Annotated in this window: 9 protein-coding genes; 1 reads left to right on the plus strand and 8 read right to left on the minus strand. The window is 69.8% G+C overall.

Annotated features, from left to right (window positions below; translation table 11 throughout):
* Nucleotides 1-84: 84 nt before the first annotated feature.
* The 5 genes from OG700_RS19660 to OG700_RS19680 all read right to left on the minus strand — a co-directional run bounded on the left by OG700_RS19660 (nucleotide 85) and on the right by OG700_RS19680 (nucleotide 8,649).
* Complete coding sequence (locus OG700_RS19660) at nucleotides 85-1,077, minus strand: anti-sigma factor family protein (RefSeq protein ID WP_405615343.1); 993 nt, start codon at nucleotides 1,075-1,077, stop codon at nucleotides 85-87.
* Complete coding sequence (sigM, locus tag OG700_RS19665) at nucleotides 1,074-1,832, minus strand: RNA polymerase sigma factor SigM (RefSeq protein ID WP_405615345.1); 759 nt, start codon at nucleotides 1,830-1,832, stop codon at nucleotides 1,074-1,076. The genes OG700_RS19660 and sigM overlap by 4 nt, the downstream gene beginning before the upstream one ends.
* A gap of 29 nt (nucleotides 1,833-1,861) precedes the next feature.
* A complete protein-coding gene (locus tag OG700_RS19670; protein ID WP_405615347.1) occupies nucleotides 1,862-3,670 on the minus strand; it encodes a serine/threonine protein kinase in 1,809 nt (602 codons plus the stop codon).
* A gap of 116 nt (nucleotides 3,671-3,786) precedes the next feature.
* Nucleotides 3,787-6,012 carry a murein biosynthesis integral membrane protein MurJ gene (murJ, locus tag OG700_RS19675; RefSeq protein ID WP_405615349.1) on the minus strand — a complete coding sequence of 742 codons (2,226 nt, stop codon included), beginning with the start codon at nucleotides 6,010-6,012 and terminating at the stop codon, nucleotides 3,787-3,789.
* A gap of 45 nt (nucleotides 6,013-6,057) precedes the next feature.
* Entirely contained in the window at nucleotides 6,058-8,649 is a 2,592-nt protein-coding gene (locus tag OG700_RS19680; RefSeq protein WP_405615351.1) for a DUF6049 family protein, read from the minus strand.
* A gap of 190 nt (nucleotides 8,650-8,839) precedes the next feature.
* On the opposite strand from OG700_RS19680, the gene OG700_RS19685 reads away from it, so the two are divergent.
* Nucleotides 8,840-10,306, plus strand: coding sequence for a CCA tRNA nucleotidyltransferase (locus OG700_RS19685; RefSeq protein ID WP_405615354.1), 1,467 nt, complete (start codon nucleotides 8,840-8,842; stop codon nucleotides 10,304-10,306).
* Nucleotides 10,307-10,422: 116 nt separating this feature from the next.
* On the opposite strand, the gene OG700_RS19690 is transcribed toward OG700_RS19685, so the two are convergent.
* The 3 genes from OG700_RS19690 to OG700_RS19700 form a co-directional block, all read right to left on the minus strand.
* Nucleotides 10,423-11,694 (minus strand): MFS transporter, encoded by a 1,272-nt coding sequence (locus tag OG700_RS19690; protein ID WP_405621815.1) that lies wholly within the window; start codon nucleotides 11,692-11,694, stop codon nucleotides 10,423-10,425.
* Nucleotides 11,695-11,821: 127 nt separating this feature from the next.
* Nucleotides 11,822-12,904 carry an inositol-3-phosphate synthase gene (locus tag OG700_RS19695; RefSeq protein WP_405615356.1) on the minus strand — a complete coding sequence of 361 codons (1,083 nt, stop codon included), beginning with the start codon at nucleotides 12,902-12,904 and terminating at the stop codon, nucleotides 11,822-11,824.
* Nucleotides 12,905-12,965: 61 nt separating this feature from the next.
* The gene (locus tag OG700_RS19700) at nucleotides 12,966-13,751 is read right to left on the minus strand and encodes a helix-turn-helix transcriptional regulator (protein ID WP_405615358.1); all 786 of its coding nucleotides are present in this window, start codon (nucleotides 13,749-13,751) and stop codon (nucleotides 12,966-12,968) included.
* Between the last annotated feature and the right edge of the window lie 212 nt (nucleotides 13,752-13,963).

Consider the following 13,963-nt stretch of genomic DNA (forward strand, 5'->3'; position numbering starts at 1 on the left):
CGGGGCGGTTCGCACTCTCACCCCACCCAACGGATCCTACGGGCCTCGCATTCCCGCGAGGTCCCGGCGACGCCGGGCAGCGTGTCAGCGGCGGGGATAGGTCTGCGACAGCAGGAGTTCACCCTTGGCGGGAGGGGTGGTGTCGACGCAGGCGGCATCGATGACGTACGCCCGCACCATGCTGCCGTCGACGGGGTCCGACAGGACGAGGAGGAAGGCGTCGATGCCCTGGTACGTGCCCCTCTCGGTGGCGAGCGGTGTCTCCACACGGCCCGTTCCCTGGAGAACGCAGGGCGGCACCTGGAGGGCCAGCTTCGGCGAGGGGGATGTGCTGGGCCCTTCCAAGGTGGAGTTCCCGCCCTCCGACTGGCGGGTTTTGCCACTGGCAGGGCTGGTCGTGAGGAGGGTGTGGACCTTCTCCTGGATCCCGGTGCCGGAGAACACGTCACCGCTGCCGTCGGCCTGGCTGGCCCCGGAGTCCGCCTTCATGGAGGCGACGTCGTTGGAGGACGCCGTCTGGAACAGCAGGACGCTCACGCCGATCGCCGCCGTGCCGAACACGGCGCCGAGGATCGCGCCGCGCCGGCGGCGCAGCCGCCGGGTGCGACCGGGGCCGGTGGCCGCCCGCGAGTGCCCGGCGGGGCGGTCCGTCCGGGGAGCGTCGGCGGCGGTCGCGGCGGCCGCCGTGGCACCCGGTGTGACGGCTGTGGCGACGGGCTCTGGCTCTGCGGTGTCGGCGGTGTCGGGGGCGGCTTCGTCGGCGCGTGATGTTTCACGTGAAACATCGGCGGTCGCGTCCGCCACGAGGGGATCCGGCGCGGTCGCGTTCAGCAGTGCCTCGGCCGCCAGGGCGGCATCGACCCGCGCGGCCACGTCGGCGGGCATCCGGGGCGGGCCGGGCAGTGAGCCCAGGAGTCCGCGGATCTCCTCCAGCGACGCGTACACCTCGGCGCACAGCGAGCAGCCGTCGAGGTGTACGCGTACCTCGACGCTCCTCGCGGGGGAGAGCAGGCCCTCCGTGAGGTCGGAGATCTCCGAGACGTCGGGGTGCTCGGTCGTGCCGGTCGTGGTCGTCACGCGCGCCCACCTCCTCCCTTCACGGCGGCAGGACCCTGTGGTCCCGCGTCTGGTCCGCTGTCCGGCTCTGTGTCCGGTCCGCTGCCCTGCGGTCCCGGCTCCGATGGGACGGATGTCCCCGGCGTCCGGTTCCTTTGGGCTCCGAGGCCGGCTCTCCCGCCGGTCCCGCCGGTCCCGCCGGTGCTCTCCCGTAGATGGGTGAGCATCGGCAGGAGTCTGGCCCGGCCCCGCGCGCAGCGGCTCTTTATGGTCCCGACGGGTACGTCGAGAACCTGAGCGGCCTCCGCCACGGGATACCCCTGCATGTCCACCAGCACCAGGGCGGCCCGCTGGTCGGCGGGCAGCTTGGCGAGAGCGGCGAGAAGCTGGCGGTGGAGATCCTGTCGTTCGGCGGGTGCCTCGGCCGACTCGTGCGGTTCGAGGAGCTGCTCCAGGCGCTCAGTGTCGTCCACGGGAGATGTCCTGCGGGAGGCGGTCTTCCTCGCACGGTCGAGACAGGCGTTGACGGTGATGCGGTGCAGCCAGGTGGTGACGGCGGACTGGCCGCGGAAGGTGTGGGCGGCGCGGAAGGCGGACACGAGCGCGTCCTGCACGGCGTCGGCGGCTTCCTCGCGGTCTCCCAGCGTGCGCAGCGCCACGGCCCAGAGGCGGTCGCGGTGACGCCGTACGAGCTCACCGAAGGCGTCGGGATTCCCCGCGACATGACGTGCCAGGAGATCCTGGTCGTTCACGCCGCCGAGTGTGGCGTCTTCCAACGGTGAGCCCCCTCCCCCGGTCCGTGGGGTCAGCCTATGACCTTGATCTCCGAGATTCCGCCCCGGAACTCGTTGGCGGACCCGTCCGCGGCGAGTTCCGTGATGTGGATCAGTACGTACCTGGTTCTCACGGGCTTGTCCAGGGCCGCCTTCAGATTGCTGCCGGTCTGCCCCAGTTCGGTGATGCGCTGGGAGAAGTCCGACAGGCCAGCCGGGGACGAGGCGTCCTTGCCGGCGGCGAGGACTTCGGCCTTCTGGCCGCCGCGGTACATGGCGACATCGACGCCGTACACATCCTGCACGCTGCCGAGATCGACGACTATCCCGCTGCCCTGCCGGCGGTTGGGCAGGTTGCCGAAGTTCGCGTAGCCGGTGTACTGCGGGGTGATCCAGGCCGTGCCGGTGTCGCCGTCCGTGGCCAGGTGGACGTCCTGTGCCTTGACACCGGAACCGTCGGGCGCGAACACCCCGGTATCGGCGATCTTCAGATTCTTCGGGACCCGGGGCGGGGGCTTGCCCTGATCGCCCTCCGCCAACTGGGACTTGGTCGTCCGGTCGGTGTTGCTCTCGCGGTTGAGCATGTGGTCGGCGACCTGCCAGCTGGCGAGCCCCAGCGCGGCGATGAGGAGCGCGGAGACCGTCCACTTCAGTGCCTTGCCGGTACGGCTCTGGAGGGGCGGCGGCGGGACGGGCACGGGCCGGGTGGCGGGCTGCCCGACCGGCCGGGTCGCGGGGCGCGCGTACGAGCCCTGCTGGTAGGTGGTGCGCTGGTACTCGGGCGGCGCGGCGAACGTGGGCTCGGGCGGCCGGACACGCGGCATCTCGGCGACGGCCTTCGCCAGCTCGTCCGGGGTGGTGCAGGGCGGGTCCTGGCGCGAGGCGGTGGCGCCCTCGTTGACCAGCGCGCGCATGGCGAGTTCGGACAGGCCGCGGTGGATCCCGGCCCGTACCTGGTCGGGGGCGATCAGGCCGACGCCCTTGGGCAGCCCCGCCAGGCCGTACGCGTCCGTCTCGTACGGCCAGCGGTGCGTCAGCGCCGCGTACAGGAGCGCGCCGATCGCCTCGGTGTCGGTGCGCTGGGGGCGTTCCGCGCTGATGCCGCGCAGCGCGGCGTTCACCGCGAGGCCGCGGATCCGGTACTGGCCGGTGGAGCTGCGCAGTACGGCTCCGGGGGTCAGCTTCAGATGGGCCAGCCCCTCGCGGTGTGCGGCGGCCATCGCCTGGGAGACCTGGCTCACGAGCTGGTAGGCGTCGTGGGCCTCCATGGGGCCGGCGGCGAGGATCGCGGTGAGTTCCGTCGCGTCGGGGAGCCACTCGTGGACGACGTAGACGAGGTCGTTCTCCTCGACGGCGTCGAGTACCTGGACGAAGCGCGGGTCGCCGAGGAGGGCGGAGGAGCGGGCCGCCGCCAGCACGGAGCGGGCTCGCGGGTGGTCGGCGGGCAGGAGGTGCACGCCGACGGCGCGGCGCAGTTTCTCGTCGACCGCGCGCCAGCTACTGAACCCGTCCAGTCGGGTGACGCACTCTTCGAGCCGGTAGCGCTTGGCGAGCTTGTGGCCGCTGTGGAGTTCGGGTGGCGCCACGGACGGTTCGGCCTTCTGCCGCCTGCCGCCGTTCGCCTTCGCCGCGTCCTTGGCGCCGGACCCCGGCTTCTCCGTCTCCGGCTTCTTCGGTTTCGTCGGTTTCTCGGACCCGGGCTCCTCGGACTCCGGCGTGGAATCCGCTGTGTTCCGGTCTGTCGCCACCTCGTCGGTGGTGGCCTTGTCCGCCTGGGCGGCCGGCGGTTCGTCACCGCTGTTGTCGGCCACCTCGACGGCAGCCGTGCTCCGTTCCGCCACCGTCGCTCCTGCCTCCCCATCCGTTGCGCTGTCCAACAGCCACGCCAATTGTGCCCACAGTTGGACGCTATGCACGACACACGGCGGCCGACGATGGTTGTGCTCGGCCTCGCGCGCTAGCGCCCGAGGCGGCCTCGGACCATGCCGACCAAGGCGTTCATCTCTTCGATACGAAGTTTCCGCGCGACGACGAAGAAGCCGCCCAGCAGGACGAGGCCGCCGACCGCCAGTGCGGTGAACGAGCCCAGCGCCTCACTGCCGAGCCTCTCCAGCACGAAGTAGGCGACCGCGCCGGCGGCGATCGTTCCGGGGACGGACGCGAGGCAGAGCCGGGCGTACGTACGCATGACGTGCGAGCCGTCCAGATCGCCGCCCAGCCGCTTCCTGAGCCTGCGCCAGGCGATGCCCACCCCGACGGCGTAGGCCAGGCCGTACGAGGCGGCCATGCCCACGACGGCCCAGCGCGAGGGCAGGACGAGGAAGCAGACGGCGGAGGCGGCGGCGTTCACGACGGCCACGATGACCGTGTTGTAGAAGGGGGTTCGGGTGTCCTCGTACGCGTAGAAGGCACGCAGCACCACGTACTGCACGGAGAACGGGATCAGGCCGAGGCCGAAGGCCATCAGCATGTAGCCCATGGAGCGCGCCGATTCGATGCCGGACGAGCCGAAGATCAGCGTGCACATCGGGATGCCGAGGGCGACGAAGCTGAAGGCGACGGGGACGATCGCCACAGCCGAGTTGCGCAGGCCCTGCGAGATGTCGTCGCGTACGGCTCCGGTGTCTCCGTCGTGCGCCGAGCGGGAGAGGCGGGGCAGCAGGGCGGCCATGACCGAGACGGTGATGATGGCCTGCGGCATGCCCCAGATCAGCTGGGCGTTGGAGTAGGCGATGTAACCCGCGCCCTGGGTGCCCGAGTCGACGCCCGCCGCCGTGGAGAGCTGCGAGACGACCAGCACGCCGGCCTGGTTGGCGAGGACGAACAGCACGGTCCACTTGGCGAGCTTCGCGGCCTTGCCGAGTCCGTGCCCCCGCCAGTCGAAACGCAGCCGGATCCGGAAGCCGGTCTCCCGGAGGTAGGGGATCATCGCGAGGGCCTGGACGGTGAGGCCGAGCACCACGCCGACACCGAGCAGGCGCTCCGCCTGGGGCGGGATGGACCCGACCGTCATCCCGGAGTCCTCGGCCGTGCCGTACACCCAGATGAACATGACGAGGGTGGCGATGATGATGATGTTGTTGAGGACCGGGGTCCACATCATCGCGCCGAACCTGCCGCGGGCGTTGAGGATCTGCCCCATCACCACATGCACGCCCATGAAGAAGATGGTGATCAGGCAGTAGCGCACGAAGGTGACGGCGACGTCGTTGGCCGCCGGGTTGTCGGCGATGCTCACCGACATCAGGCGGACCAGCACCGGGGCGGCGAACACCGAGAGCGCGGTCAGCGTGCCGAGGATGACGATGACCAGGGTGAGCAGGCGGTTCGCGTACGCCTCGCCGCCGTCCTCGTCGTCCTTCATCGCGCGGATGAGCTGCGGGACGAAGACGGAGTTGAGACCGCCGCCGATGGTCAGGATGTAGATCATCGTCGGCAGGGTGATGGCGAGCTGGAAGGTGTCGCCGAGGGTGGCGGCGCCGAGCGCGGCCACGATCAGGGCGGAGCGTACGAAGCCGGTGAGCCGGGAGACGAGTGTGCCCGCCGCCATCACCGCGCTGGATTTCAGCAGTCCCGAGGCCCGTCCGCCGGCCTTCTTCGCGGGCGGCGCGGGCGCCGCCTCGGCCGCGGCGGCCGGGGGACGGCCCGTCCCCTCCTGGTCGCGGAAGAGATGCGCGAAGGCGTCGGGCTCCCGCTCGTCGGTGTGTGCCCGGGTGACGAGTTCGTCGACGCCCATGAACTGCGTGGTCCTCGGGTCGTCGCCGTACGGAAGATGGCGTGACGGTCCGTCGGGCTCCGGCGGCGGGGGCTGGGCCCAGACACGCGGATCGGGGGCGTACTGCTGCACGGGCGGCTGCTGGTAGAGCGGCATCGTCTCCGGGTACGTGCCGGGAGGCGGCGGCGGATGCGCGGCGCGGTCGTACATCGCCTCGGAGACCGGGTCCTGCGCCGAGAGATCCTGGGCGCGGTAGGGGTCGTGCCGGTAGGCGTCCTGGACGTACGGATCCTGGGCGTAGGCGTCCTGGGCGTACTGGTCCGGGCTGTACGGGGCCTGGGCGTACGGATCCCGGGCGGGGTCGGGCGCGGGGGCGTTGGGGGCGGCGTCGGGCGGTTGCGGCGGAACATGCCCTGCCGGATCGCCGCCAGCACCCTGCCCGCGGTCACCGTCGTACGGCGCGTTCATGGTTACCCCACCTCATCGTCCCCGGCCGGCCGGCCACCGCATCGCTCAACGGTCCACTTTCTCACCCTTGCCCGACGGGTCCCCGCTTTCCGGACGGGTGTCCGGGGTCGGGTCACCCGGCTGCCCGGGTCCGGTGCCGTCGACGGCGTCCGGAGTCTGCTGTGCGGAGGGTGGCGTGGCGGGCTCCGGGGCGGGATCCGTGTCGTCGGTATCGCCGTCGTCCGTGGCGTCGTCGTCCGTGCTGCGGTCGTTCGTGCCGTCGTCGTCGGATCCGCCGTCGTCCGAGCCGCCGGTATCAGGGCCGCTGCCGGGGGAGTCGTCACCGCCGGCAGTGGCATCGGTCTCGGCGCCGTCCGCCCCGGTGTCCGTACCGGCGTCCGCCGCGGCCTTGTCCTCGGCCGCCTTCGCCGCCACCGCCCGCTTGCGCTGGCTGTACATCTTGACCCCGGCCAGGACGAGCAACAGCACACCGCCGGCGATGACGAGCATCACGGTGGGAGTGATCTCGGAGACCCTGACCTGGAACGTCATGGGGTCGCCGTAGGGCCGGTTGTCGGCCGTGTAGAGCTGCGCAGTGAGCTCCACCGGGCCGTTGGCGTTGGCCGCGCCGGTGAACTTCACCACCTGGGTGTGGCCGCCGTCGATCCTGATCGGCTGCTCGGTGACAGCGCTGCCGTCGTCGAGCTTCAGCCGGGTCGCGTTCGTGGACTTCAGACGCAGGACGAGGTTGTCGACGCCTTGCAGCAACTGGTTCTGGACCGTCACCGGGATCGTCGCGCTGCGTCCGGACAGGGTCAGCTCCGACTTCTGGATGAGCTGGACCTCGCTGGCCAGGCTCATCAGATAGCGGTTCACCGAGTCGCGGTACTGCTCGGCGCCCGTGGCGTTGCCCCGCCAGGACGTCGAGACCGCCCTGTTGACGGCGTTGGCGAAGGGCGTCGCCACCCGGTCGGGAAGGGTGAGGATGGCCTTGAACTTCCCGAGCCGCTCCCCCATCCCCTTCAACTCCTCGAACGCCGCCGCGGGAAGCTCCTGGTCACGGAGCTTGTCCGGATACCGCGAGGCGCCGGGGACCTTGGTGGTGGCGTTGGTGTCGGGCTTCGCGGCGGCGGCGGCGACCAGGTCGGACGGCTGGGTCCAGCGCTGCCCGTCCAGGCCCTGGAGGGCACGGGCCATGGACTGTGCCTGGCTGGCCGTCGGCGTCCGCTGCGGGGCGACGACGATGTTCCGCTGCTTCGAGGAGTCCTGGAGGGTCACGGCCAGCGACTGGGCGAGGAACTTCTGGACCGCGAGCGTGGAGTTGCCCGCCTTGGTCACATCGCCTTCGAAGGCGGTGGACAGCCGGGTGTCGCTGACCACGGCCGTCGTGCCGCCGCCGATGGGCCGCGCCGCGCTCGCCGTGTACGGCAGGTTGTCCTGGATGCTGTCGCTGCGGGAGATCACCGTGTCGGCGCCCGCGGAGGTCGCCACATCGACGATCGACGGGTCGACGGCGCCGTTCACCGGCCACGCGAAGTCGGTGGCGGGTGGCACATGAAGGATGTTCTCCACGGTGATCCCGGCCAGTTCGCTGGAACTCTGGAGATGGCCGAGGGTGCCGGAGACGTCCTCGCCGCCGTGGGCCAGCGACGCCAGGTCGGGGTCGCCGAAGGGCAGCGCGACGATGTTGTCGTTCTCCTGGACGGCCTTCTCCAGGGCGTTGAGCCAGGTCCGTGCCACGAGCTGGTTCTTGCCCGCGACCGTGGTTCTGCCGTCCTTGACGCGGTAGGGGTCGGTCATCGCCTCGACGGTGGCGAGGAGGTCCGGGTCGACGACCCAGGTGACGGGGAGCTGGCTGCCCAGGGAGACCAGCTGCTCCAGCCGGCCGCCGGGGGCCAGCTCCTCGGCCAGATCGTCGTTCTCGAAGACCGGGGTCTGCTGGTCGTCCGAGCCGGTCTCGGCGGAGACGTGGGAGGTGGAGATCAGCGGCCATAGGTAGGTGAACTTGGTCTTCTTGTCCACCGAGTCCGGCTGCCACGGCAGGAACGTCCGCCGGACACCGAGGGTGTGGTCGTACGGTTCGGCCGCCGTCCGGCCCGTGAGCGTCACGCCGAGCTGGTAGACCCCGTCTGCCCCGAGGCCGAGCTTGCTCACCGGTACCGACAGGGCGAAGTCGTAGCTGATGCCCGAGGCGAGCTTCGCGAACTCGACCTTGTACTTGCCGCCCACCGGCAGCGGGTCGTACGTGGTGTCGTTCGAGCGCTCGACGGCGTCGTCGATGGCCGTGCGGCCGGTGAGCTGCGGGCCCACCCGGAGATCGACCTGGGCGTCGGTGACCGTCTTCTTGCTCTTGTTGGTCACCGTGCCCGAGATGGTGAGGGTGTCGCCCTTGGCCGGCGCGCTGGGTGCCAGGGTGTCGAGCGCGACGGAGACGGTGTTCGGCCCGGACGGCTTGGCGGCGGTGCTCGCCGGGGACACCGTGGTGCCCCCTGCGACGGCCGCCGAGGCGGTGGAGCCCGCCGCGGTCGCCTGCGGCGCCGCGACGCCCCCCAGCAGCCCGGCCAGGAGCGGCACCCCTGCGGCCACGGCGGCGCTGCGCCCCAGCCATCGGCGGGCAGGAGAGTGCTTCATCCCCTGGAAGTCTGCCGCCTCGGCCACGCGCCCGCCCGTTCCTCGTCGTCGTCAATGGTCGTCGTCGATTGTGCGTCCACGCATGGTAACGATGTGCGCTGTGGCGAAGTGCCGGGGATAGGCCCCTCATGATCGGAAGAATCTCATGGGCCGGTGGAAACCGGTGCACCGGAAACTCGGGCGCCGGAGTCGGCCGGGGCACGTACCCTTTTGCGTTGTGCCGAACGCCAACGAAGAGACTCCCCTTGCACTGAGTCAGGTGCAGCGCCGCGCGGTCAGCGAACTGCTGCGGGTGTCCCCGGTCGCCGACGACCTCGCACGCCGATTCCAGGAGGCGGGTTTCACCCTCGCCCTGGTCGGGGGCTCGGTGAGGGACGCCCTCCTCGGCCGCCTCGGCAACGACCTCGACTTCACGACCGACGCCAGGCCCGACGACGTACTGAAGATCGTCCGCCCCTGGGCGGACTCGGTGTGGGAGGTCGGGATCGCCTTCGGCACGGTCGGTGTCCAGAAGGAGGGCCGCGGTGGGGACGGCCGGCAGGATTTCCAGATCGAGGTCACGACCTACCGCTCCGAGGCCTACGACCGCACGTCGCGCAAGCCCGAGGTGTCGTACGGCGACTCCATCGAGGACGATCTCGTCCGCCGGGACTTCACCGTGAACGCCATGGCCGTCGCGCTGCCGCAGAAGGAGTTCATCGACCCGTACGGCGGCCTTCAGGATCTCGCGGCGGGTGTGCTGCGTACGCCGGGCACCCCCGAGGCGTCCTTCTCCGACGATCCGCTGCGCATGCTCAGGGCCGCGCGCTTCGCCGCGCAGCTCGACTTCGAGGTCGCCCCCGATGTCGTCGCCGCCATGAAGGCCATGGCCGAGCGCATCGAGATCGTCTCCGCGGAGCGCGTACGGGAAGAGCTGAACAAGCTGATCCTTTCCGGCCACCCGCGCAAGGGCCTGGCGCTGCTGGTCGACACCGGGCTCGCGGAGCGCGTCCTGCCCGAGCTGCCCGCGCTGCGGCTGGAGAGTGACGAGCACCACCGGCACAAGGACGTGTACGAGCACTCGCTGACCGTTCTGGAGCAGGCCATCGACCTGGAGGAGGACGGGCCGGACCTGGTGCTGCGGCTGGCCGCGCTGCTCCATGACATCGGCAAGCCCCGGACGCGGCGCTTCGAGAAGGACGGCGGGGTCTCCTTCCATCACCACGAGGTGGTGGGGGCGAAGCTGACCAAGAAGCGGATGACCGAGCTCAAGTACTCGAACGAGTTGGTGAAGGACGTCACGCGGCTGGTGGAGCTGCATCTGCGTTTCCACGGCTACGGGACGGGTGAGTGGACCGACTCGGCGGTGCGGCGCTACGTACGCGACGCCGGTCCGCTGCTGGACCGGCTCCACAAGCTGACCCGCTCGGACTGCACCACCCGCAACAAGCGCAAGGCGACCGCGCTCTCGCGGGCCTATGACGGCCTTGAGGAACGGATCGCGCAGTTGCAGGAGCAGGAGGAGCTGGACTCCATCCGGCCCGACCTGGACGGCAACCAGATCATGGAGACGCTGGGCGTCGGTCCGGGGCCGCAGATCGGGGCCGCGTACAAGTTCCTGCTGGAACTGCGGCTGGAGAACGGGCCGATGGCGCGCGACGAAGCGGTGAGCGCGCTGAAGGAATGGTGGGCGCGGCAGAACTGAGTCCGGGTCGGGCGGTGCCGCCGGTCGATGTTTCACGTGAAACATCGACCAGGGATGCTGGCGAAGGGGGCGATGTTTCACGTGAAACATCGCCCCCTTCGTACGTGCTCTCCGTGTTACGCGTACTTCTTCGCGAGCCTCTTCCAGCGGAACAGCGCCGCCGCGACGCCCGCGTACAGCGCCGCGACCGCCAGCACGAGCGGTGCCGAACGTCCGTCCGGCGGCAGTATCAGTGCGGCGACCCCGGCCGCGCCGACGAAGGCGACGTTGAAGAGCACGTCGTAGAGGGAGAAGATCCGCCCTCGGTACGCGTCGTCCACCGACGTCTGCACCACCGTGTCCGTCGCGATCTTCGCGCCCTGTGTGATCAGGCCGAGGACGAACGCGGCGACGAGCATCGGGACGGGAGCGAACGGCAGCCCCAACGCCGGTTCCAGTACAGCCGCCGCCGCGGCACACATCACCATCCACCCGAACGCGCCAAGACGCCCGACCGCCGACGGTGTGACGACGGCCGCGGTGAAGAAGCCCGCCCCCGAGACGGCGAGCGCCACCCCCAGCAGAGCGAGTCCGTCCTCCTCGGTGCTGGACCAGGCATAGCGGCAGAGCATCAGCACCATCACGGTCAGCGCCCCGTAGCAGAAGCGCATCAGTGTCATCGCGATCAGCGCGCCCGCCGCGTCACGCCGCTGCGCCAAATGGCGGAGCCCGTCGCCGAGTCCGCGTGCGGTGGAGGCGAGGGCGGCCTTCAGCCGTGGCTGCACCAGCCCCGGATCGGGGCCGAGGAGATCGCGCGTCATCGTGACGGAGGCCAGTGCCGAGGCCAGATACAGTGCGGCGCCCACCAGCACCACGGCGGCGTCGGAGTTGGACAGCAGCAGCCGCACCAGGAAGGCGACGCCGGCGCCCGCGGTCGCGGCGAGCGTGCCGGCCGTCGGGGAGAGGGAGTTGGCGACGACCAGGTGTTCGTTGGCGACGACGCGGGGCAGCGCGGCCGAGAGTCCGGCGAGTACGAACCGGTTGACGGCCGTCACGGCCAGCGCGGACGCGTAGAAGAGCCAGTCCGGCATGGAGGTGAGGATCAGCACGGCGGTGCAGACGGCCAGCAGGGCCCGCAGCAGATTCCCGTACAGGATGATCTGGCGCCGCCGCCAGCGGTCGAGCAGCACCCCGGCGAACGGGCCGACGAGCGAGTAGGGCAGCAGCAGCACGGCCATGGCCGACGCGATGGCGCCGGGGGAGGTCTGCTTCTCGGGGGAGAACACGACGTGCGCGGCCAGCGCGACCTGGAAGACCCCGTCGGCTCCCTGCGACAGCAGACGCACGGTCAGCAGACGGCGGAAGTCGGGCAGACGCAGGAGCACGCGCAGATCGCGTACGACAGACATGTGGATCAGCGTCACATACGGCACGCGCGTCACACGTGAAGGGTCCCCGGGCAGTGTGCCCGGGGACCCTTCATACGGTGCGTGTACGGGGGAGAGCCGCGCTCGCCCTACCGATTCCCCGAGGGGTTCAGCGCTCGACCTCGCCGTGGATGAACTTCTCCACGTTCTCGCGGGCCTCGTCGTCGAAGTACTGCACCGGCGGGGACTTCATGAAGTACGAGGAGGCGGAGAGGATCGGGCCGCCGATGCCGCGGTCCTTGGCGATCTTCGCGGCGCGCACGGCGTCGATGATGACACCCGCGGAGTTCGGGGAGTCCCAGACCTCCAGCTTGTACTCCAGGTTCAGCGGAACGTCACCGAAGGCGCGGCCCTCAAGGCGGACGTAGGCCCACTTGCGGTCGTCCAGCCACGCCACGTAGTCCGAGGGGCCGATGTGGACGTTGTCGGCGCCCATGTCACGGTCGCGGATCTGCGAGGTGACCGCCTGCGTCTTGGAGATCTTCTTGGACTCCAGGCGCTCGCGCTCCAGCATGTTCTTGAAGTCCATGTTGCCGCCGACGTTCAGCTGCATCGTGCGGTCCAGGACGACTCCGCGGTCCTCGAACAGCTTCGCCATCACACGGTGCGTGATGGTGGCGCCGACCTGCGACTTGATGTCGTCACCGACGATCGGGACACCGGCCTCGGTGAACTTGTCCGCCCACTCCTTCGTGCCGGCGATGAAGACCGGGAGAGCGTTGACGAAGGCGACCTTGGCGTCGATGGCGCACTGCGCGTAGAACTTCGCGGCGGCATCGGAACCGACGGGCAGGTAGCAGACCAGGACGTCGACCTGCTTGTCCTTGAGGGTCTTGACGATGTCGGCCGGCGCCTCGTCCGACTCCTCGATCGTCTCGCGGTAGTACTTGCCCAGACCGTCGTAGGTGTGGCCGCGCTGGACGGTCACGCCCGAGTTCGGGACGTCGCAGATCTTGATGGTGTTGTTCTCACTGGCACCGATGGCGTCCGCGAGGTCGAGACCGACCTTCTTCGCGTCGACATCGAAGGCGGCGACGAACTCCACGTCCCGCACGTGGTACTCGCCGAACTGAACGTGCATCAGGCCGGGCACCTTGCCGGCCGGATCGGCGTCCTTGTAGAACTCGACGCCCTGCACCAGCGAGGCGGCACAGTTGCCCACGCCGACAATGGCTACGCGAACGGAACCCATCCTGGTTGCTCCCTGTGTGTGATCTCAATGTTGCGATGAAGTCCCGCGCTGATGCGGAACGTCATGTGGTGGTGTCCTCGGACGGATCCGGCGGGCCGGGGGCTTGTGGAGGCGAACCTCCGGAAGTCCCCCGGAGCCGGGGCAGGCCGCCCTCGTCTCCCGATGTGCTGTTGGTGGTGCTGCGGGTCTTGCTGTTGGTGGTGCCGCTCGTCGCACTGCTCGTCGTGCTGTCCGACGCGCTGTTCCGCCGTGGAGCGGGGCTTTCCGGACGGGATCGTCGCTGATCCTGTCCCGCCCGCTCGCTCTCGATCAGCTCGTTGAGCCAGCGCACTTCGCGTTCCACGGACTCCATGCCGTGCCGCTGAAGTTCGAGCGTGTAGTCGTCGAGACGTTCTCGGGTACGGGCCAGGGAAGCGTTCATCTTCTCCAGGCGCTCCTCCAGCCGGCTGCGACGGCCCTCCAGCACGCGCATCCGTACCTCGCGCTCGGTCTGTCCGAAGAAGGCGAAGCGAGCCGCGAAGTGTTCGTCCTCCCAGGCGTCCGGGCCCGTGTGGGACAGCAACTCCTCGAAGTGCTCCTTGCCCTCCGCTGTCAGCCGGTAGACGATCTTGGCGCGGCGGCCCGCGAGTGACGCGGCGAGCGCCTCCTCGGGCGCGCTGCCCGGCTCCTCGATCAACCATCCGTTGGCGACCAGCGTCTTGAGGCACGGATACAGCGTTCCGTAGCTGAAGGCCCGGAAGATCCCCAGCGACGTGTTGAGCCGTTTCCGCAGTTCGTAGCCGTGCATCGGAGATTCGCGCAGCAGACCCAGAACGGCGAACTCAAGGATGCCCGAGCGTCTGCTCACTGTTCGCCTCCTCCGTCGTCCCGGCCGCTTGTGGCGTCCCGTATGCCGTCCCGATGTATCGACTCGATACATCGGGACGATAGAACATCGATGCTGATGGGACAAGAGGGGTCATGGTGAACGGCGTCACATCACTGATTCACAGCGTGTAACTTGCCTGATTTGGGATGAAGTTCGGATCTGGGCGGGGTTTGACCCTGCGTAGTCTGTGC

It is taken from the genome of Streptomyces sp. NBC_01508, from assembly GCF_045040315.1.
GTDB lineage: Bacteria > Actinomycetota > Actinomycetes > Streptomycetales > Streptomycetaceae > Streptomyces.

Bases quoted from the DNA above. Each gene is read 5' to 3' on its own strand.
- murJ (WP_405615349.1), bottom strand. From the start codon at position 6,012: ATGAACGCGCCGTACGACGGTGACCGCGGGCAGGGTGCTGGCGGCGAT.
- OG700_RS19690 (WP_405621815.1), bottom strand. From the start codon at position 11,694: ATGTCTGTCGTACGCGATCTGCGCGTGCTCCTGCGTCTGCCCGACTTC.
- OG700_RS19695 (WP_405615356.1), bottom strand. From the start codon at position 12,904: ATGGGTTCCGTTCGCGTAGCCATTGTCGGCGTGGGCAACTGTGCCGCC.